Genomic DNA, 19,910 nt, shown 5'->3' on the forward strand with positions numbered 1-19,910 from the left:
CACTTTAACGCCCCTCATTTTTAGCCAAGCGCATAACCATCAGTTTTGACAGCGCAAGGACGATAAAAGTGATAACAAACAGGATCAGCCCCAGTTGCATTAATGCTGAGGTGTGCAGCCCCGACTCCGCTTCAGCGAATTCATTGGCCAATGCTGAGGTAATACTGTTGCCAGGCATAAACAGTGAGAAACTGTCGAGTTGGTAGGTGTTACCGATAATGAAGGTGACTGCCATGGTTTCCCCCAAAGCTCGCCCCAGACCCAGCATAATACCGCCAATCACCCCATTTTTAGTAAACGGTAAGACAATACGCGAAATCACTTCCCAGGTAGTACAACCAATACCGTAGGCGGACTCTTTCATCATTACCGGGGTTTGTTCGAATACATCACGCATAACTGCGGCAATGTAAGGAATAATCATAATAGCCAGGATCACCCCGGCAGCCAGAATACCGATACCGAAAGCCGGGCCAGAAAATAATTCACCAACAATCGGAATACCAGAAAGGACATTGCCCACCGGAGTCTGGAAATATTGGGCGAACAGTGGAGCAAACACGAACAGACCCCACATACCGTAAACAATACTTGGGATCGCCGCTAACAGTTCAATGGCGATACCTAACGGGCGCTTAAGCCAATTAGGGGCGAGTTCCGTCAGGAACAGCGCAATACCAAAACTGACCGGGACCGCAATGATCAAGGCAATCAGAGAGGTGACTAACGTCCCGTAAATAGGGACTAAGGCACCGAACTGCTCAGCGGGTGCATCCCACTCTTTGGTCCACAGAAAAGCGAAACCAAACGCCTGCATACTTGGCCAGGAGGCAATAATCAGCGAAACAATAATGCCGCCCAGCAGCAATAAGGTAATCAGCGCGGCCAGTCTAACCAGCGCGCTGAAGATAATGTCACCGTTTTTACTCGGTGCTTTAATGGTCGGTTTAGGCCCAGCCATAGATTACTCTTCTGTTATAAAGCTTAAAGGGCTCAGCTTACTGAGCCCCGACACATCAGGCAAGGTGTATACCACACCTCTTGTGTTTTTAGAATAATGCTTTACCAGAACTGTCTTTGATATTGGTCTTCCAAGCTGCACGGACTTGCTCAACTACCTCATCTGGCAGTATAGCGTAGTCCAGTTCAAGAGCCTGTTTAGCACCCTGGTTATAGGCCCAATCAAAGAACTTCAGTACTTCTGTACCTTGCTCTGGTTTCTTCTGCTCTTTGTGCATCAGAATAAAGGTAGTGGAAGTAATTGGCCAAGCATTATTACCTTTTTGGTTGGTCAAGTCCTGAGCGAAGGTTTTACTCCAGTCGGCACCTTTGGCTGCAGCGCTAAAGCTCTCTTTGGTTGGGCTCACTGGCTCACCATCAGCAGAGACTAATTTAGTGTAGGCCAGATTATTCTGTTTGGCATAAGCGTATTCTACATAACCGATAGAACCAGGTAAACGTTGGACAAATGCAGCAATACCGTCATTGCCCTTACCACCTAAACCGGTTGGCCACTTAACCGTTGAACCGGTACCCACTTTCTCTTTCCACTGAGGATTAACCTTAGACAGATAGCTGGTGAAGACGAAAGAAGTACCAGAACCGTCTGCACGGCGTACCACGGCAATATTCTGATCTGGCAACTTAACGCCTGGGTTCAGTTTAGTGATCGCTGGGTCATTCCATTTTGTGATATTACCCAAGTAGATATCACCCAGGGTTTGACCATCGAGAGTCAGTTCACCGGATTTGATGCCTGGGATGTTGACAGCCAGTACCACACCGCCAATCACGGTTGGGAACTGAAACAGGCCATCGGCAGCCAGCTTATCGTCAGACAGAGGAGCATCGGAAGCACCAAAGTCAACGGTGTTAGCAATAATTTGCTTCACACCACCAGAGGAACCAATCCCCTGATAGTTAACTTTATTGCCAGTCTCTTTCTGATAAGAATCTGCCCACTTGGCATAAACCGGAGCGGGAAATGTCGCACCTGCACCGGTCAAGCTCGCAGCAGCGAATGCAGATACAGAGACCAAGGAGATAGTCGCTGCGACAATGCTGGCGACAGTGGTACGCATCAGTTTCATGATCCCTCCTAATGGGATATTTAAAAATCGACTTCGGGCTGTTTGAGTCAAATAAAGTATTGCTGATTGAAGGAAAATAGGACAGTTTCATGACAGTAAAATGTATAAAATATTACAGTTATATGACAATGATTGGATTTTTTGTTTTTTGTTTTATTATCAATATATTAAAAAACATCATGCAAAATATCAGCTGAGTAAAACCCTACCGATCCTCCAGGGCGGGATCGCACTTTGTTAATGAAGCTTGAACGGGCAGATCGTCTGTGATCTAATCACGTCTCCATATAGGAGGCACGCTCGATGACGTTGATTGAACACCTTACCCTTGTTGAAGAAACCCGCTCTGACATCAATCGTAAACATGACCTTGTTGACGTCATGTTTCTTGTCATCAGCGCCATCATGAGTGGTGCCGAAGGCTGGCGGGACATAGAGACCTATGGCAATTCAAAGGCCGATTGGCTCCGTCAGTATCGACCTTTTGCCAACGGCATCCCGCGCCGTCACACCATTGCCCGCATTTTGCGCTGCATTGTCATCGATACCCTGCTTGAAGCGTTGCTTTGCTGGGTCAATGAACAGCGCACCCATCAGGGCAAACCCATCATTGCCTTTGACGGCAAGGTGTTGCGCGGTTCCTACCGCGGAAATGCCGCCGAAGCTCTGCAACTGGTCACAGCCTACGATACCGAAAATGGTTTGGTTTTAAGCCAGAAAACAACCCCAAATAAGAAAGGGGAACTCGAAACGGTCAAAGAAATGCTGGAAATTCTTGAGCTTAAAGGCGCCGTTGTGACGCTTGATGCCTTGCATTGTCAGCGTGAGACGCTGGAGAAAATCAGCGAGAAGAAGGCACATGTGGTGGTTCAGGTAAAGAAGAACCAACCGAAGCTGTATCAAGCCGTTCAATCGCAATTTCAGGCACTCTTTGACGCACAGAAAGAGAAGATAATCGTCGAGCACAAAGAGAATGGTCATGGCCGCCAAGAAGAGCGCTATGTCTTTCAATTAAAATCAAAATTACCGCCCGAGCTGGCGGAGAAATGGCCGACAATCCGCAGCATCATCGCCGTTGAGCGTCACCGCAGCGCCAACGGAAAAGGAACGGTAGAGACCGCCTACTATGTCAGCTCGTTATCCCCCAAACACAAGCTGCTCGGGCACTATATTCGTCAACACTGGCGGATCGAGAACAGCCAGCATTACATTCTTGATGTGGTGTTCAATGAAGATGCCTCCAGAATAGCGATGGAGGATGCGGTCGAGAATATGGCGCTATTCCGGCGGTTTGTTCTGAATATCATAAAGTAGAGCAATTGTGGTGCGCCGAGTCAGAGAAACAAGCTAAAAAAGGCAGGTTGGGATGACAATTATCGGGCTCAGTTATTCTTTGGTTAAATAACAAGCAAAGTATGCTCCCGCCCTGACCGATCCTCACTCAAGTTCTGTACACGTCGATATTCAAGCTGCAGTCATGTCGTCTGGCCACCAGGAATATTCCCAGTAGAGCAGTTCATCCTTGAACTGCTTAAAAATCAATTCATTGCTACTTAACCCTTTTCCTGTAATGGAACAGTATCTTGTTTTTATCCCCAATATTTCTGTTTACTGGTTTTACCAATACCAGGGTTAAAACTGTTGGTCGGATCGGCTTCTTGGTAAAATACTTGCAAATCGGCTTTGGCCTGATACATATGCCCGACATTGTGCTCGGCAGGATACTCCGCACCTCTTTGGTCAATGAGCGCCAACATTTCTTCTTTTAATGCCTTGCTGTCTACTCCTTTTTTCACCAGGTAATCATTATGAAAAACGTGACACATAAAGTGGCCGCAATATAGTTTCTTAAGGAGCTTGTTGTCGATCTCTGGTGGCAAGGTTTCAAACCATTCGGAATCGTTGCGACGTAACGCGATATCCAGCGCCAAAATCTCCTGTACCTGATCGGCATGCACCGCCTGGTAGCGCACGGCAGCCCCCGCTGCAGCAAAGCGATGCAAAAATGCTTTTTTGCCTTCTTCTTCGGTGCAAACAAAGAAGTCACCGTCAGCCTGGGTAAAGTAATGCTGTAGATAATTCTGTGCTTCTGCTACCCCTGGGCCTGACATTTTGAGCATAAGATGATGTTCGAAGCGTTCGCGGTACTCTTTTAGGCTTATTGGCAAATGGTTGGGGGATAAACCACTTATTTTCTGCATCATGCGGTCGACAAGATTACGGGGCAGAAATGGCACTTTATTCAGATAGGTATCCATACGCCCTTTCAGGGTAAAGAAACGAGGCATCTGTTCGGTGCCAAACTTATCTATCATCATAAATGTATCTTTGCCATAACGCTCAGCAACATCAAAAATGTCGCGGTGCATATACTCACCCGCTACTGGCAGGTTTTCAAATTTACTGAGTATATGGCGCCGCAATTCGGTGAACACCGCCGTATTGTTGGTGCCGATATAGAACACCTGTTCAATACCCTCTTTGGCGAAAGTATCTAAGCGCACAGCAAATACCGCCAGTTTGCCAGCACAACCAGAGGCGCCATATAAACGGCGTTTGTCTGCATTAAAACGAGAAGGCGTATCTGCATCAACATCACGTACCCGACTAACATATTCATTGTCTGACGCTCTTAGCGTGCCATACTCTATATCTTCTGGTTGGTAATTCTGTTGTTCTAATCGAGTAAGGATTTCTTCCGGCGTATTGCCTAGTTTAATCCCTAACTCATTGACTAACTGCAGTTGACCATCAGCGCCTAACTTGGCGTACAACGCCATTTCAGTATAGGCTGGGCCACGTTTTACTAACGAACCTCCTGAACTGTTACAGATACCACCCACCACCGAAGCACCGATGCATGAAGATCCGATCACAGAATGAGGTTCGCGATCGTAAGGCTTGAGTTTTTTTTCCAACCCGGCAAGTGTACTTCCAGGGAAGCAGACAACCTGCTTACCATGATCCAATAGATGCAGATGGTCGAGCCGCAGCGTATTAATAACCACCACTTCACGATCATAATCATCGCCAAACGGTGTTGAGCCGCCAGTCAGGCCGGTATTTGCTGCCTGCATAATCACAACTGTATCGGCAGCAACACATAATTGTAAAATCTGCCAGAGTTGCAACAAACCGCTGGGAAATACCACTGCCAGAGCTTTGCCCTCGCCGGTGCGGAATCCTCTGCGATAACGAGCGGTACTGTTTTCACTGGTGAGCAGTTGAGAACTACCGACAATATTTTTTAGCTGATTGATAAACTCCTGATTTGTGTATGACATCATGTCACTCCTCTTCCTGTTCATAGAAATTTAAGTGTTTGTTGCATTAATGTAAGCAAGCCAGTCTAAGTTACGTTGTCTGACAACAAACAACAAATGGTAAAAATTATTAATGAGTCGTAGCGTCATGCAAATTACTCAGTGGTGAGGTGTTCGGCGTTGGAGCATTAATTTTGGTTTGATGATAAATATACCCAAAATCATGCGAATTGATTGTAGGCGGTAAGCGATATCATCCCCAGCATAATGCCATCGAAACCATCAAGGTTGTTACCGACAGTAAACAGGGAAATCTCCATACCGATGGCAACATCCAGCGTGGTTTTATACCCGTCGCCAATGAAGCTGCAGCGGTGTTGACTACACTCGTTCACCCGAATCACTTACCCATGTAAGATCATCGGGATTCTCTCGTTTGCCTCCTACCTGCAACTTCATTGAACTTGGATATAGACACATCAATTCCCACACAGAGTGGATTTGGCAGACTCATTATTACCCCATTGCTTATACGAAATGAGGTCGGACAGGACAACTGTTCAGGGTTCAAATGCGTTGCTCAATTGATCAGCTATCAGTCGGGGAACGGGCTTTAAACCCAAGGAGCAAACAAACACATAAACTGTGCCAAAACTAGGGGCTGTTGATCTTTCGTGGTGGATTATTAGGCGGCATGAAGGACTGGTATAATTAACCTGAGATCTGGTTAAGCCGTCATCAGCACCATCATTTCGGGATGGCTCAACTTGATTGATGGCTTATCTTCTTTGAAACAGTACGCGACCAGTCCGCATACCATATTCAGCATAAAACCATGCAAACTCCTGTGTCGTGTATGCTCTATTTGTGAGATGTTTTTTAGTTGGTCATTGATAGTCTCAATGATAAAGCGCTTTGATAACATTGCCTTATCCCACGCGGATTGCGCTTTCGCTTTCATATTGTTACGTACACCCGTGATAAAATTTACACCTTCAGAAGCTAATTCTGCCGCCAAAGCCTGGCTAATATAGCCCTTGTCTCCATACAATTGGCCCGTTAAGCCTTCCGCCAATTCCTTCACAGGGACCCGGTCGTCAACGTTGGCTGTGGTCAGCTTGGCGGCCACCATTTCACCTAAGTAGTTGACAATAATGTGTAATTTGAAACCGTAAAACCAACCCATCGTCCCTTTTCCCCGTTTGGCTACTCCATCGAAGACCTTATTGCGTGGGATACGAATGTTGTGACAAACCTTGATGCTGGTCGAGTCGATAAATTCAATCCCCGTCGGTTGTCCTTTAATCGATGTAAAATAGCTACATAAGGGCACCATGACCGATGACATGACGCCTAAAAAGCGGGTGTAACTGAGGAGTTCCGGAAAATCCTGACGGTGGTACATTCAAATGATCCCCAGATAAAAACTCTTGAAATTCCTGTGGTTTGACATATGAAAAGCAATAAGGATGGTCATTATCTCGCTGGGACTCATGCGGGAAGAACGCCGCCGTTTGCGACTACCGTTCTCCAGGCACTGCTGTTCCCATAATGGGATGAAGACCCTGCAAAAATCATCGACATCACAGAAGAGTTCTACTAGGGGCTGTTGATCTTTCGTGGTGGATTATTAGGCGGCATGAAGGACTGGTATAATTACTTTCGCCAAAAACTAACCACGACAGCCCAACATGCCAAGAACGATATTAACAGATGAATACTGGTCAAAGCTAATCCGCTTAATGCTGAGAACGGGTCGCGTCTATGACAAGCCAGAACATAGAAATACTTTAGAAGGGATTTTGTATCAAATGCGGGTTGGCTGCCCTTGGCGTGATGTTCCAGCCGCTTTTGGACATTGGAGTGCCATCTACCGGCGGTTTAACTTGTGGTCAAAGAAAGGCATTCTTATGCAACTCTTTGTCGAGCTTAGGCAATTGGCTGATTTAGAATGGGAATTTATAGAAGGTAGCATTGTTAAAGCCCATCAACATGCGACAGGCGCTTGCTCTGAGGGCAAAGAGTCTATAGGAAAAAGCCGTGGTGGCAACACGACGAAAATCCATATGGCTGTTGATAGTTGTGGCTTACCGATAGATTTCATTGTCACGGGCGGTGAAGTTCATGACAGTAAAGCTACTCCGGAATTACTTGATAGGTTGCCAGATGCAGAGCATGTTATTGCAGATCGGGGGTATGACAGTGAGAAAATCCGTGAGCAGGTTCGGCAGAAAAGGGGAATACCGACCATACCCCGCAAACGGAACTCAAAGATTGGGAATGGCGATATTGACTGGTGTTTGTACAAATATCGCCACCTTGTAGAGAATGCCTTTGCCAGGTTAAAGCATTACCGCTCAGTAGCCACAAGATACGATAAGTTAGCCCGAAATTACGCAAGTACAGTAGCTTTGGCTTGTTGCCTCATGTGGCTGCCAATGTGGGTTGGCTGAATGATGAACAGCAAAGATCAACAAGCCCTAATTAACTTCATATTTCCCCTGTTTTAAGATAAAAAGAGTATAGATAACCATGTGATAGATAACTATGTGACTGGTGCGTTCAAGTCCGCCTGAAGCAGACTTGAACGCTGTTTTCAGTTGCCCTGATACGGGCACAAGCCTCCTGAATGAGGCGTGTAACTATAGCCAACACCCAAGTAGTATGAAGGGTATCAATACCAGGGAATGATAATGACACTCTATAGGATTAAGCCTGCCTTTCAGGCCTTGTTACGTCCAATAATGTATTGTCTGGAAAAACATCATGTAACAGCCAACCAGGTCACACTGGCCGCGATGGTGCTCTCATTTCTGGTTGGCGGAATACTGATGCTATTTCCGCAACCTGGTCTGTTTTATCTGCTTCCGATTGTGTTATTTATCCGTATGGCGCTCAATGCACTGGATGGCATGTTAGCCCGGGAGTGCAACCAGAAAAGCCGCCTCGGGGCGATACTGAATGAAATAGGTGATGTCCTTTCTGATGTTGCCTTATATCTGCCTTTTATCTTTCTCGCAAACAGTAACGCACCGCTGGTACTGGTGATGTTATTCATCATGGTGTTAACCGAATTTTGTGGAATTCTGGTACAAACCATTAACGGGACACGTAACTATGCTGGGCCACTGGGTAAAAGTGACCGGGCGTTGATGTTTGGTTCCTGGGGTTTGGTGCTGGCTATCTGGCCGCAACTGGTTAGCTGGAACAATCTGGTGTGGGGCATAGCAACGTTATTACTGGTCTGGACGGTCATCAATCGCTGCCGTAGCGCCTTGGTAGAGGAGCCGCAATAATGTTGCTGGAAAAATCCCTGGCCGTTATTTTTGCCCTGTTACTGATCGCTACCCTCATTAATGGGCTGTTGGTCTGGTTGCGCCCAGAGAAAAACTGGCGTGAATTAACGCTGCGCATCCGTACCTGGTGGGTCATTATCATCTTGTTTTCCCTGGCGATGATCAGCCCCCACTGGCTGGCATTGACTTTTTTCGCGCTGGTCAGTTTTATAGCGTTGAAGGAATATTTGACCCTGATTCCCTCCCGATATTCTGACCGGATGCCCATATTGTGGATGTTTATCGCCATTCCCATCAACTATTGGCTGATTGGCGCTAACTGGTATGGCATGTTCATTGTGTTTATTCCGGTCTATGTCTTTTTATTCCTTCCCGCTCGCATGGTGATTTCTGGCGATACGCATAGCTTTCTAAGCAGTGTGTCGCAGTTACACTGGGGCCTGATGACTACGGTCTTTGCCTTCAGTCATGTGGCCTTTTTGCTGGTTCTCCCTGCCAATGGCCAGCAAACAGGGGCCCTTTTGGTGCTATTTCTGGTCGGTCTGACAGAATTTAACGACATTACACAGTATCTGTGGGGCAAATCTCTGGGGCGGATTAAAGTCACGCCGAAAGTCAGCCCAAATAAAACCCTGGCTGGCTTGCTCGGTGGCATCGCCAGCACCACGTTGGCGGCGGTATTGCTTGGCCCGCTACTCACCCCATTAAGCTGGAATATGGCGCTGCTGGCCGGGTTGATTATTGGTGTGACGGGGTTCTGCGGTGATATTGTGATGTCAGCAATCAAACGCGATATCGGTGTAAAAGATAGCGGAACACTGCTCCCTGGCCATGGCGGTATTCTTGACCGCTTGGACTCCCTGATCTTCACCGCCCCGGTTTTCTTCCACTTTATTCGTTACTTCTATTACTGACATTATGGTGAAAAAACTTCTCAAAACACTATTTTCACTCTGTATCGTCTGGCCGGTAATTTGGTTATGGCTTGGGCTACGAGTAAAACACCCACAACGACTGCCCAAACAAGGGCCGGCGATTATCGTGGCAAATCATAACAGCCATATGGATGCGTTTACGCTGTTATCACTGTTCTCAATTCATCAACAACACAATGTCCACCCGGTGGCCGCTGCAGACTATTTTCTGCGTAACCGCTGGTTGGCGTGGTTTACGCTTAATATTCTCAATATTATCCCGGTCTCGCGCCAAGGAGGGGAAACCAATCCACTGGCACTTTGTGAACAAGCATTACGCGACAATAAGATTCTGATCTTGTTTCCTGAAGGTAGCCGTGGTGAACCAGGAAAATTGGCACCACTAAAATCAGGGCTGTGGCATCTTAGCCAAAGTCTGCCGGAGGTACCGATTATCCCCATCTGGCTGAAAGGGACAGAACAGGTTATGGCAAAAGGCAACCGCATTCCTTTGCCGTTGTTTATTGATGTCAATGTAGGTGAGCCACTGTACTCTCACCCGGATAAGAGCCAGTTTAAGGAAGCGCTATTACAGCGTTTATTACAACTCCGGCAGGAGACTCAAGGAAATGAATCCCATGATTAATACCCGTACGCCAGACGAAAAGTGTTTTCTGACCAGCGACCAGACTGAACTGTTTTATCGCCACTGGCCAGCGCAGGAAAACGGCGAAATAAATAAAATCATCGTTTTGTTCCATCGCGGCCATGAGCACTCTGGGCGTATGCAACACATTGTTGATGAATTAGCTATGCCGGATAGCGCATTCTATGCTTGGGATGCACGGGGACATGGGCGTTCGCCAGGTCAACGCGGTTACAGCCCATCGCTGACCCGCTCAGTACAGGATATGGATGAATTTGTTCGCTTTGTTGCTACCGAAAATAATGTGCCCCTGGAGAATATTACCGTGGTAGCACAAAGCGTTGGGGCGGTACTGGCTGCGACCTGGGTACACGACTATGCGCCAGCCATTCGCGGCTTGGTGCTGGCATCACCCGCGTTTAAGGTTAAGTTGTATGTACCGTTTGCACGTAGCGGGCTGGCACTTTTGCACCGTTTGCGCGGGTTGTTTTTCGTCAACTCTTACGTCAAAGGCAAATACCTGACACACGACCCCGAGCGGGTAGCCAGCTTTGATCATGATCCTTTAGTTACCCGGCCAATCGCCGTCAATATATTGCTTGATCTCTACCGTACTGCGGAACGCGTAGTACGCGACGCCGCTGCAATTACCCTACCAGTACAGTTACTGATTTCCGGCAATGACCATGTTGTCCACCGCAAGCCGCAATTGGATTTCTACCAGGGGTTACGCAGCCAATTAAAAGAATTGCACATCCTCCCTGGTTTTTATCATGACACGCTCGGTGAGCGGGATCGCCACATCGCATTCGACAAAATGCGCAGTTTTATCGACACCCTGTACGCCTTGCCACCGCAACGCTTCGATTACAGTAATGAAGACCGCTGGAGCCCAAGTGCTGATACTTGGCGAATGCTCAGTGGCGGCCCGGTTCCCTATTCTCTCGATGATGTGGCTTATCGCGCAATGCGTTATGGCATGAAAATGCTGGGTACCCAGTCAACTGGCGTGAAGTTAGGGTTTGAGACTGGTTTTGATTCCGGTAGCACCCTGGATTATGTCTATCGTAACCAACCACAAGGAAGTAACTGGCTAGGTCGGCAAATCGATAAGAACTACCTCAATAGCATTGGTTGGCAAGGGATCCGTCAGCGTAAACTTCATCTGCAGCAACTTATCCAACAAGCAGTAGCGCAGTTGGCCACACAAGGGACGCCAGTGCGTGTAGTGGATGTTGCCGCCGGGCATGGTCGCTATGTGTTGGATGCGTTGGCGAGTGAACCCCTCGTCAGTCATATTCTCCTGCGTGATTACAGTGAACTGAATGTCGAGAAAGGACAGGAAATGATCGCTTCACGCGGCATGGAAGATAAGGCCCATTTTGAACGTGGTGACGCTTTTAACCGCGATGAACTGGCTGCATTAACGCCACGCCCAACGCTGGGTATCGTTTCTGGGCTTTACGAGCTATTTCCTGAAAATACACTGGTACGTAATTCGTTAGCTGGGTTGGCAGAGGCCATTGAACCCGGGGGGATATTGATCTACACCGGGCAACCGTGGCATCCGCAGTTAAAAACCATCGCCTGGTCCCTCACCAGCCATAAAGATGGTAAGGCGTGGGTAATGCGTGTACGTACCCAAGGGGAAATGGATGCCTTGGTGCAAGAAGCCGGTTTTGATAAATGTGCCCAGTTAATTGATCAGTGGGGGATTTTTACTGTTTCACTGGCGGTGCGTCGCTAAGCATGAGCAGTTCTGTAACTCGCCGTACTATTATTATTCACGGGATAGGCTGGCTGCTGTTGCTGGCCCCCCTTTTTTTCCTCACCTATGGTCAGGTAAACCAGTTTACCGCTGGCAGGGGTGATGTGGGCAGCCTGGTGTTTGACTGGGAGAAGCATATTCCCTTTATTCCGCTGACCATAATTCCCTATTGGAGCCTTGATATATTCTACGGGTTGTCGCTATTTATCTGTACAACACTCAGTGAACAGCGACGCTTGGTCTACCGGTTAGCATTAGCCCCTCTGGTGGCCTGTATCGGTTTTTTACTCTTTCCGCTGAAATTTTCCTTCACCAGACCGCCAATTTCTGGTGCTGCCGGTTGGTTGTTCGAACAATTGGAGCAATTTGATTTACCCTATAATCAATCACCTTCTCTGCATATTATTTTTTGCTGGTTACTCTGGCGCCACTTCAGCCGCCACCTTGGCGGCCACGGGCACCGGATTTTTACCGCATGGTTTCTGCTTATCGCACTCTCCGTTGTGACGACTTGGCAGCACCATTTCATCGACGTTATCACTGGGTTGATCGCGGGTATGGTGATTGACTGGCTGGTACCAGAACAGGGGCAATGGCGTTGGCAGCGCCCAGATAGCCGCCGCTGGAAATTAACCAGACGCTATTTGTTCGGTTCACTCATAGCCATAGCAGCAAGTTTTTATCTGCCGTGGCTGTGGTGGCCAGCCATAGCGTTGATGATTGTCACGCTGGGATATGCCGGGTTTGGCGTCACCGTGTTGCAAAAAAATGAACAAGGAAAACTCACCCCTGCCGCCTACTGGTTACTGATGCCCTGGCGGTTGGGGATGTTTATTTCTCTACGCTATTACACCCGCCGTTTGCCTGCGGTTAGCCCGCTCACGGATGAGGTGTTCCTGGGCTCTTACCCCCGTAACCAGCCATTACAACGGGCAGTGTTGGATGTTACCAGTGAGTTTCCCCGAGCGCGCAACATAACCGGAGTCGCCTATTATTGTGTACCGATGTTGGATTTGGTCAACCCGCAAGCGAGCCAACTCCGTGAGGCGGTTCTCATGCTGGAACAGTTGCAGCGTACACAAGGTAGCGTGCTTATCCATTGTGCATTAGGCTTGTCACGCAGTGCTTTAGTGGCAGCCGCCTGGCTACTCTATAAACAACCGTCACTCACGGTAATGGAAGCCGTCGCCTATATTCGGCAGAAGCGGCCGCAGGTAGTCTTAAACGCTCAACATCTGGAGCTGTTAGAACAATGGCGAATGAACATCAGGAAATAACAGCAACCGAACAACTAACCACCGTGTTGCTTGAACGAACTCTGCTGAGCTGGCGTTTTTTGCTGTTGATGGTGGTACCACCATTACTATGGGTTATTTTTGCTGCATCACCCGGATTGATGCGGGCAGGGGTGTCGTTGCTGAGTGGTGTATGTATTTATGGCTGCTGGCGCCTATGGTTGGATGTCGGTTATTTAACACAGTTCAACGAGGCGCAGAATCAACAAGCCGGGAAAGCGCTGGCATTGATTTGGCAACGGCAACGGTTAACCCAACTGACATTCCCGCAACGTCAACATGGTGCGTTATGCCAACTCAAGCGCACCATGTTAATCACGGCGTTATTGTGGGTTCTCTGGTTGTTCGCTTTGATTCTCTACTGAACGTTGGCTAAGTAGTGAACCCTGTAAGCATTGCTGGGTGAATCTATTAACCATAGGCAACAACAGACAACTACAGGCCTTAAATAATCGGCTGTTGCCTAACGTTTCTCTGTGATAACAAAGATTAATTTTTACCCGGTGCTTTTATAAAAAATTTTCACCCGCTATTCTGTTAATCATTACTCATTTAGACAAGCCAAAGGTATTCCTATGTCTTTTCGTCTCACGACCCAAAAGGTGCTGTTTGCGAGTTCGCTGATTATGTCAGGTTATGTACTCACCGCCAACGCAGAAGATCCGGCAACCACAGTACAAACACCTCCCTCAGTACCATCAGCAACGCTGCCAGCATCGACAGACGGAGCTCCCTCTGCACAAACAACAAACAACACTAAAGCAGCAGAGGCAGAACCCGCAGCCACCCCCACGTCAACAGGCCCAAGCCTAACTGAACAGCCTAAAATGTCGAATGAAAAAGAGACAGATGAAAAAGAGACAAAACAAGAGGTAAAAGAGAACCTGGCGACTTCAACTAATGTGAATGCGGCGACACCAGAAAGTACGACCACGCCAGAAAATATCACTACGCCGAAAAATATAACTTCACCAGAAAATATAACTACGCCACAACAAAAAGAGACAGTGGCTGTTCCAACCGAAACAACAGCAACCGAAACAACGACAGCAGAAACAACAGAAGACACCAAAACACCCGATGTAGCGCCTGCGGCAAAGCCATCACCCGCCTTTCCATCCATAACTGAGCAACCAAAAGAGTTGGATAAAAAAGAGATACAAGCGGGTGAAGCCGCTGCAACTAGCGCGAGTTCGGCAACAGCAGAAAGTACATCCGTGTCTGAGAATATTGCGACAGCAGAAAAAAAAGAGGCCGTGACGACTACGCCAACAGTAGCAAAAGAATTTAAATTAGATAGCGAAGAGCAAAAACGTGCTTATGCCAGTGGTATCGCATTAGGGCACTATATTGAAGCGCAAATTGCTCAACAAAAAGAACTCCATATAACGCTTGATAAAAATATAATGTTAGCGGGTGTCGCTGATGCCTTCAACAATCAGGAAAAAATGAGTGAGAAAGAAGTACGCGACACGTTACTCATTCTTGACGAGCAGATAAACGTCTTAGCAGAAGATAAAAATAATAAAAGAATTGCTGCAGATAAAACCTGGATGGAGCAATTTGCACAGCGTGAAGGGGTCAAGAAAAACAAACAAGGGTTGCTTTACTTGATAATCAATAAAGGGAGCGGTCCAGCACTGCAAAGTACCGATGTTGTTGAGTTAAGTTTTAAAGGTACCTTGATTGATGGCACTGTGGTTGATGGCCCTAAAGTTGATAACTCGTACCAAGTATTTAAAGTAGATAATATACCGCCACTGCTGCGTGATAGCGTGAAACTTATTCGTAAAGGGGGAGAGATTCAGGTCGCGATCCCACCTTCAGCGATAAAAGTTCCGGATGGATCTAAAAAACCTGAGTTTGTGGTTATCTACACTATTTCTGTTATTGATGTAAATAAACCGCAATAGCGATTTATCCCCCAGCAGTTATTCGAACTGCTGGGGTTAGTGATTACCAGATTCTGCGCGATCCCTACGTTTTAATCTTCAAGTTCACGCAACTGTTATTCAAATTGGAGCACGATCGATCTGCGTCAAAGCTTGGTTAATGGCAAATATCTTTCCATTAACCTGGGGAATACCAAAATTGCGAAGCCGCTCGCTATGCATCGCCAGATAGGCCTCAGCACTGGAAATATTGGCGAACAAGTAGATGCCACCCGCTTCTTGGGTGGCCTGGTTTTCAGTCCAGATCTTCCAAATCAACCCCGGTTCTTCGGCAATAGAGTGGGCTAACCCCTCCATCGCTTGCGCCATTTCCTGCCCCCAAGGGCCATGGTAGGGAAAATCAACTTGCAGTATGTAGCTCATAAAAAACTCCTTTTTCATTGCATTATCAGTGAAGAATAATGCGTTCTGATAAACATCACTTGAGCTTAATCATAAAAAAATCCGGTTTGCCTTTGGGGCATAACCGGATTTATTCAGTTCACAACTTTATGGTCATCCTGCAACTAAAATGATTACTCAACAGTAACCGATTTCGCCAGGTTGCGCGGCTGATCCACATCTGTACCTTTAATCAATGCCACATGATAGGACAACAGTTGTAGCGGAACCGTGTAGAAGATTGGCGCGACAATTTCTTCAACATGAGGCAATGGGATAATGGTCATGCCTTCACTACTGACAAAACCGGCATCCTGATCGGCGAACACATAAAGCTGACCGCCACGCGCACGGACCTCTTCAATGTTGGATTTGAGTTTTTCCAGCAATTCATTGTTTGGCGCCACCACAATCACAGGCATATCCGCATCGATCAACGCTAATGGACCGTGCTTCAGTTCACCGGCAGCATAGGCTTCCGCATGAATATAGGAGATCTCTTTCAGCTTAAGCGCACCCTCCATGGCGATCGGGTATTGATCACCACGGCCTAAAAACAGGGCGTGATTTTTGTCAGAGAAACCTTCTGCCAATGCCTCAATTTTTTTGTCCAGCGACAGCATCTGTTCTATACGCGCAGGCAACGCTTGCAAACCATGCACAATCTCATGCTCTACGCTCTCTGGCATCCCCTTCAGATGGCCAATACGCGCCACCAGCATCAACAACACCGCAAGCTGGGTGGTAAAGGCTTTGGTGGATGCCACACCGATTTCAACGCCTGCTTTCGTCATCAGCGCCAGATCGGATTCACGAACCAGAGAAGAACCTGCCACATTACACACCGCCAAAGAACCCAGATATCCCAGTTCTTTAGACAGGCGTAGAGCCGCCAATGTATCAGCGGTTTCACCGGATTGGGACAGGGTAATCAGTAAGCTACCTGGGCGCACCGCAGATTTGCGGTAGCGGAATTCGGAGGCGATCTCTACATCGCAAGAGACACCGGCCAGCGACTCGAACCAATAACGCGCTACCATACCCGAATGATAAGAAGTGCCACAGGCAATAATCTGTACATGCTGTACTTTTGCCAGCAATTCATCACTCTTTGGCCCTAATTCACTCAGATTGATCTGCCCATGGCTAAAACGCCCTTCCAGGGTGTTTTTCAATGCCATTGGCTGCTCAAAAATCTCTTTCTGCATGTAATGACGATATATGCCTTTGTCACCGGCATCGTATTGCACCTGAGATTCAATCTCCGGGCGCTTAATTTCATCACCTTGTTTATCAAAAATAGTGACAGTACGGCGAGTCACAGCCACTACATCTCCCTCTTCCAGGAAGATAAAACGGCGGGTTACCGGTAGCAATGCCAGTTGGTCGGAAGCAATAAAGTTCTCGCCAACACCAAGGCCAATGACCAATGGGCTACCAGAACGGGCAGCAATCAACTCGCTGGGGTCACGGCTATCCATCACCACCATGCCATAAGCACCACGCAACTGTGGGATCACCCGCTGAACCACTTCACATAGTGTCCCACCCAGTTTCTGCTCCCAATGAACCAAGTGAGTAATCACTTCAGTATCGGTTTCAGAGCTGAAATGGTAACCACGCTCAATCAATAATTCACGCAACGGTTCGTGGTTTTCAATAATGCCGTTATGCACTACGGTGATGTAATCTGATACATGAGGATGCGCATTCGCTTCTGATGGTTCACCGTGGGTAGCCCAACGGGTGTGAGCAATACCGGTTCCCCCATGCAGAGGATGTTGGTTTGCTGCTTCCGCCAGTTTTTGTACTTTGCCGACACGACGCAAACGGCTGACATGACCTTCGCTATCCACTACCGCCAAGCCAGCAGAGTCATATCCACGGTATTCCAAACGACGTAAACCTTCTAACAGAATTTCTGCTATATCGCGCTGCGCTACTGCACCTACAATTCCACACATATTTTGTATTCCTGATTAAGTGCCTTTCAGGGCACTTGCGATGCCTTGACCTGATTTTGCCGGTTTTTTACCGTGCGCCCCGAGCCTGTAGATGGTGGGGTTATTATGTTTTGTACTGACCTCTGTAGAAGAGCCCAATACAAAACACACTGGTTAATCGGTACTGATTTATCCACTCAGTCACACTCGCCTGAATGCTAACAATATAAGGTTGGCATTCAGGCGCGAGGTAGCCAGAAAAATAATGGTAAATTACTTTTTCTTCACCGGGCGTTGCCACCCTTGAATATGCACCTGTTTGACACGGCTGAGGACCAGTTCATCATCGGCGATATCACGAGTAACCGTAGTACCTGCAGCAATAGTGGCTCTTTTACCCACACAAACCGGCGCAACCAGTTGAGTATCCGACCCGACAAAAACACCATCACCAATGATAGTTTTATGCTTGTTAGCCCCGTCGTAATTACAGGTAATCGTTCCGGCGCCAATATTCACATCATCACCGATTTCGGCATCGCCCAAATAGCTCAAATGACCCGCTTTAGAACCTTTACCCAAGCGTGCTTTTTTTATTTCCACAAAGTTGCCAACATGAGCACCTTCAGCCAATTGTGCACCTGGGCGCAGTCGAGCAAATGGGCCAACCGTGCAAGCCGCTTTAAGCTCAGCATCTTCCAACACACTGTAAGGGCTGATTTCACAATCATCATCGATAACACAGTTTTTCAGCACACAACCACTACCAATTTTTACCCGATTACCCAGTTTGACCTTACCTTCAATAATCACATTGGTATCAATGGTAATATCACGGCCATGCTCCAACTCACCACGCAGATCAAAACGCGCGGGATCCAACAGCATTACACCCGCCAGCAACAGTTTTTCCGCTTGCTCAGCTTGATAGACACGTTCCAATTGTGACAATTGCAAACGGTTATTCACCCCTTCTACTTCACTCAGGCGGGCAGGGTGCACCGCTTCAATTTTGTTGCCCTCAGCATGCGCCAAAGCGATGATATCGGTGATATAGAACTCACCCTGAGCATTGTTGTTATTCAACATACCCAACCAGCGCTTAAGATCACCACCGCTAGCCACCAGAATCCCGGTGTTAATTTCATTAATCTGACGTTGTTGTTCGCTGGCATCTTTATGTTCAACAATACCAACGACTTCACCATTTTCACGCATGATACGGCCATATCCGCTAGGATCCTCAAGCTTCACGGTCAGCAATCCAATCCCCCCTTGAGGTTTGGCTGCCAACAGGCGCGTCAAGGTTTCCACTGCAATCAGCGGTACATCGCCATACAACATCAACACATCTTCATCATCAGCAAAATGCGGTGCCGCTTGCTGCATGGCATGGCCAGTTCCTAACTGTTCTGCTTGTAACACCCAATTTAGTGCATCGTTTTTTAAGGTGCTTTTCAGCAATTCACCACCGTGGCCATAAACCAGATGGACGTTTTTTGCGCCCAACTTCATGGCAGCATCAATAACATGCTGCACCATAGGTTTACCCGCCAACGGATGTAATACTTTGGGAAGGTCAGAATACATGCGTGTTCCTTTGCCTGCGGCAAGGATAACCACGCTCATTGCGCTGTTAGACATAAGTAACCTGATAACTCCATTTCGATGGACAAAAGTAAAACCGTTTACTGGCGGAATTACTACATATTTCTCTACAAAAATCTGAACGCTGTCAGAAGGCCTCTGACCTGACGCTAATTAAACCAAACCTATTTTACAACGAAAAAACTGTCGGCGATCAGAGACGTTTTTATTCCTCTGTAAGTAGCGATAGATAGCAATATCAGCCTGATTGAGCCGCTTATTTTAATACAAAAAAAAAGCGACCATAAAGGCCGCTTTCTGATTTCTGGATGTGGTGTACACCATTACATCGCTTTTCTGGTGAGCTCGATAACACGCAATTTTGCAATCGCTTTCGCCAGTTCAGCGGAGGCCTGAGCATAGTCGACATCACCATGAGAAGTACGGATGTGCTCTTCAGCTCTGCGCTTAGCTTCCAGCGCTCTCGCTTCGTCAAGATCCGATCCACGGATGGCTGTGTCTACCAGCACGGTGACCATACTTGGCTGTACCTCAAGGATACCGCCAGATAAGTAGATAAACTCTTCTTCACCGAACTGTTTAACAATACGCACCATACCAGGCTTGATGGCAGTCAGCAGCGGCGCATGACCAGGGTAAATCCCCAGCTCACCTTCGCTACCAGTCACCTGGATTTTCTGTACCAGCCCGGAAAACATCTCTCTTTCCGCACTGACCACATCCAGATGGTAAGTCATAGCCATATCAACCTCCT

The 19,910-nt window shown here is 47.5% G+C and carries 16 protein-coding genes and 2 pseudogenes; 9 read left to right on the plus strand and 9 right to left on the minus strand.

Annotation, left to right across the window (positions count from 1 at the left end; translation table 11 throughout):
* Positions 1-4: 4 nt before the first annotated feature.
* A complete protein-coding gene (gene pstC / locus IO95_RS09025; RefSeq protein ID WP_023490510.1) occupies positions 5-961 on the minus strand; it encodes a phosphate ABC transporter permease PstC in 957 nt (318 codons plus the stop codon).
* Positions 962-1,049: 88 nt separating this feature from the next.
* Positions 1,050-2,090 (minus strand): phosphate ABC transporter substrate-binding protein PstS, encoded by a 1,041-nt coding sequence (pstS, locus tag IO95_RS09030; protein WP_023490509.1) that lies wholly within the window; start codon positions 2,088-2,090, stop codon positions 1,050-1,052.
* Positions 2,091-2,393: 303 nt separating this feature from the next.
* Between pstS and IO95_RS09035 the strand changes: the two are divergent.
* A pseudogene (locus IO95_RS09035) lies at positions 2,394-3,491 on the plus strand (ISAs1 family transposase).
* A 188-nt stretch (positions 3,492-3,679) separates the two neighbouring features.
* Here the strand turns inward: IO95_RS09035 and dld are convergent.
* The 3 genes and pseudogenes from dld to IO95_RS09045 all read right to left on the minus strand — a co-directional run bounded on the left by dld (position 3,680) and on the right by IO95_RS09045 (position 6,911).
* Complete coding sequence (dld, locus tag IO95_RS09040; RefSeq protein ID WP_037384866.1) at positions 3,680-5,374, minus strand: D-lactate dehydrogenase; 1,695 nt, start codon at positions 5,372-5,374, stop codon at positions 3,680-3,682.
* A 200-nt stretch (positions 5,375-5,574) separates the two neighbouring features.
* Positions 5,575-5,748, minus strand: coding sequence for a hypothetical protein (locus IO95_RS25565; RefSeq protein WP_160165614.1), 174 nt, complete (start codon positions 5,746-5,748; stop codon positions 5,575-5,577).
* A 332-nt stretch (positions 5,749-6,080) separates the two neighbouring features.
* Positions 6,081-6,911 (minus strand): annotated as a pseudogene (locus IO95_RS09045) (IS982 family transposase).
* Between the two features lie 133 nt (positions 6,912-7,044).
* Between IO95_RS09045 and IO95_RS09050 the strand changes: the two are divergent.
* From IO95_RS09050 to IO95_RS09085, 8 genes are all read left to right on the plus strand, one after another.
* Entirely contained in the window at positions 7,045-7,806 is a 762-nt protein-coding gene (locus IO95_RS09050; RefSeq protein WP_037384869.1) for an IS5 family transposase, read from the plus strand.
* 240 nt (positions 7,807-8,046) lie between these two features.
* A complete protein-coding gene (locus IO95_RS09055) occupies positions 8,047-8,649 on the plus strand; it encodes a CDP-alcohol phosphatidyltransferase family protein (RefSeq protein WP_023491148.1) in 603 nt (200 codons plus the stop codon).
* Positions 8,649-9,563: a phosphatidate cytidylyltransferase gene (locus IO95_RS09060; RefSeq protein ID WP_023491147.1), complete on the plus strand. Its 915-nt coding sequence runs from the start codon at positions 8,649-8,651 to the stop codon at positions 9,561-9,563. The genes IO95_RS09055 and IO95_RS09060 overlap by 1 nt, the downstream gene beginning before the upstream one ends.
* Positions 9,564-9,567: 4 nt before the next feature.
* Positions 9,568-10,209 (plus strand): 1-acyl-sn-glycerol-3-phosphate acyltransferase, encoded by a 642-nt coding sequence (locus IO95_RS09065; protein ID WP_023491146.1) that lies wholly within the window; start codon positions 9,568-9,570, stop codon positions 10,207-10,209.
* Entirely contained in the window at positions 10,202-11,956 is a 1,755-nt protein-coding gene (locus tag IO95_RS09070; protein ID WP_037384872.1) for a bifunctional alpha/beta hydrolase/class I SAM-dependent methyltransferase, read from the plus strand. Before IO95_RS09065 ends, IO95_RS09070 begins: the two co-directional genes overlap by 8 nt.
* 2 nt (positions 11,957-11,958) lie before the next feature.
* On the plus strand, positions 11,959-13,254 hold the full coding sequence (locus IO95_RS09075; RefSeq protein WP_023491144.1) for a phosphatase PAP2/dual specificity phosphatase family protein: 1,296 nt from the start codon (positions 11,959-11,961) through the stop codon (positions 13,252-13,254).
* Positions 13,230-13,637 (plus strand): hypothetical protein, encoded by a 408-nt coding sequence (locus IO95_RS09080; RefSeq protein WP_037384875.1) that lies wholly within the window; start codon positions 13,230-13,232, stop codon positions 13,635-13,637. The genes IO95_RS09075 and IO95_RS09080 overlap by 25 nt, the downstream gene beginning before the upstream one ends.
* Positions 13,638-13,847: 210 nt before the next feature.
* Positions 13,848-15,185 carry an FKBP-type peptidyl-prolyl cis-trans isomerase N-terminal domain-containing protein gene (locus IO95_RS09085; protein WP_037384878.1) on the plus strand — a complete coding sequence of 446 codons (1,338 nt, stop codon included), beginning with the start codon at positions 13,848-13,850 and terminating at the stop codon, positions 15,183-15,185.
* Between the two features lie 99 nt (positions 15,186-15,284).
* On the opposite strand, the gene IO95_RS09090 is transcribed toward IO95_RS09085, so the two are convergent.
* The 4 genes from IO95_RS09090 to IO95_RS09105 all read right to left on the minus strand — a co-directional run bounded on the left by IO95_RS09090 (position 15,285) and on the right by IO95_RS09105 (position 19,899).
* The gene (locus IO95_RS09090) at positions 15,285-15,587 is read right to left on the minus strand and encodes a monooxygenase (RefSeq protein ID WP_023492580.1); all 303 of its coding nucleotides are present in this window, start codon (positions 15,585-15,587) and stop codon (positions 15,285-15,287) included.
* Positions 15,588-15,739: 152 nt separating this feature from the next.
* The gene (gene glmS / locus IO95_RS09095; RefSeq protein WP_023492579.1) at positions 15,740-17,569 is read right to left on the minus strand and encodes a glutamine--fructose-6-phosphate transaminase (isomerizing); all 1,830 of its coding nucleotides are present in this window, start codon (positions 17,567-17,569) and stop codon (positions 15,740-15,742) included.
* A gap of 252 nt (positions 17,570-17,821) precedes the next feature.
* The gene (glmU, locus tag IO95_RS09100; protein WP_037384881.1) at positions 17,822-19,192 is read right to left on the minus strand and encodes a bifunctional UDP-N-acetylglucosamine diphosphorylase/glucosamine-1-phosphate N-acetyltransferase GlmU; all 1,371 of its coding nucleotides are present in this window, start codon (positions 19,190-19,192) and stop codon (positions 17,822-17,824) included.
* A 287-nt stretch (positions 19,193-19,479) separates the two neighbouring features.
* Positions 19,480-19,899 carry a F0F1 ATP synthase subunit epsilon gene (locus IO95_RS09105; RefSeq protein WP_023488961.1) on the minus strand — a complete coding sequence of 140 codons (420 nt, stop codon included), beginning with the start codon at positions 19,897-19,899 and terminating at the stop codon, positions 19,480-19,482.
* Positions 19,900-19,910 lie beyond the last annotated feature (11 nt).

Source organism: Serratia sp. DD3, assembly GCF_000496755.2.

Coding starts and splice junctions, on each gene's coding strand:
- pstC (WP_023490510.1), bottom strand. CDS start 961: ATGGCTGGGCCTAAACCGACCATTAAAGCACCGAGTAAAAACGGTGAC.
- pstS (WP_023490509.1), bottom strand. CDS start 2,090: ATGAAACTGATGCGTACCACTGTCGCCAGCATTGTCGCAGCGACTATC.
- dld (WP_037384866.1), bottom strand. CDS start 5,374: ATGTCATACACAAATCAGGAGTTTATCAATCAGCTAAAAAATATTGTC.
- IO95_RS09050 (WP_037384869.1), top strand. CDS start 7,045: ATGCCAAGAACGATATTAACAGATGAATACTGGTCAAAGCTAATCCGC.
- IO95_RS09055 (WP_023491148.1), top strand. CDS start 8,047: ATGACACTCTATAGGATTAAGCCTGCCTTTCAGGCCTTGTTACGTCCA.
- IO95_RS09060 (WP_023491147.1), top strand. CDS start 8,649: ATGTTGCTGGAAAAATCCCTGGCCGTTATTTTTGCCCTGTTACTGATC.
- IO95_RS09065 (WP_023491146.1), top strand. CDS start 9,568: ATGGTGAAAAAACTTCTCAAAACACTATTTTCACTCTGTATCGTCTGG.
- IO95_RS09070 (WP_037384872.1), top strand. CDS start 10,202: ATGATTAATACCCGTACGCCAGACGAAAAGTGTTTTCTGACCAGCGAC.
- IO95_RS09075 (WP_023491144.1), top strand. CDS start 11,959: ATGAGCAGTTCTGTAACTCGCCGTACTATTATTATTCACGGGATAGGC.
- IO95_RS09080 (WP_037384875.1), top strand. CDS start 13,230: ATGGCGAATGAACATCAGGAAATAACAGCAACCGAACAACTAACCACC.
- IO95_RS09085 (WP_037384878.1), top strand. CDS start 13,848: ATGTCTTTTCGTCTCACGACCCAAAAGGTGCTGTTTGCGAGTTCGCTG.
- IO95_RS09090 (WP_023492580.1), bottom strand. CDS start 15,587: ATGAGCTACATACTGCAAGTTGATTTTCCCTACCATGGCCCTTGGGGG.
- glmS (WP_023492579.1), bottom strand. CDS start 17,569: ATGTGTGGAATTGTAGGTGCAGTAGCGCAGCGCGATATAGCAGAAATT.
- glmU (WP_037384881.1), bottom strand. CDS start 19,192: ATGTCTAACAGCGCAATGAGCGTGGTTATCCTTGCCGCAGGCAAAGGA.
- IO95_RS09105 (WP_023488961.1), bottom strand. CDS start 19,899: ATGGCTATGACTTACCATCTGGATGTGGTCAGTGCGGAAAGAGAGATG.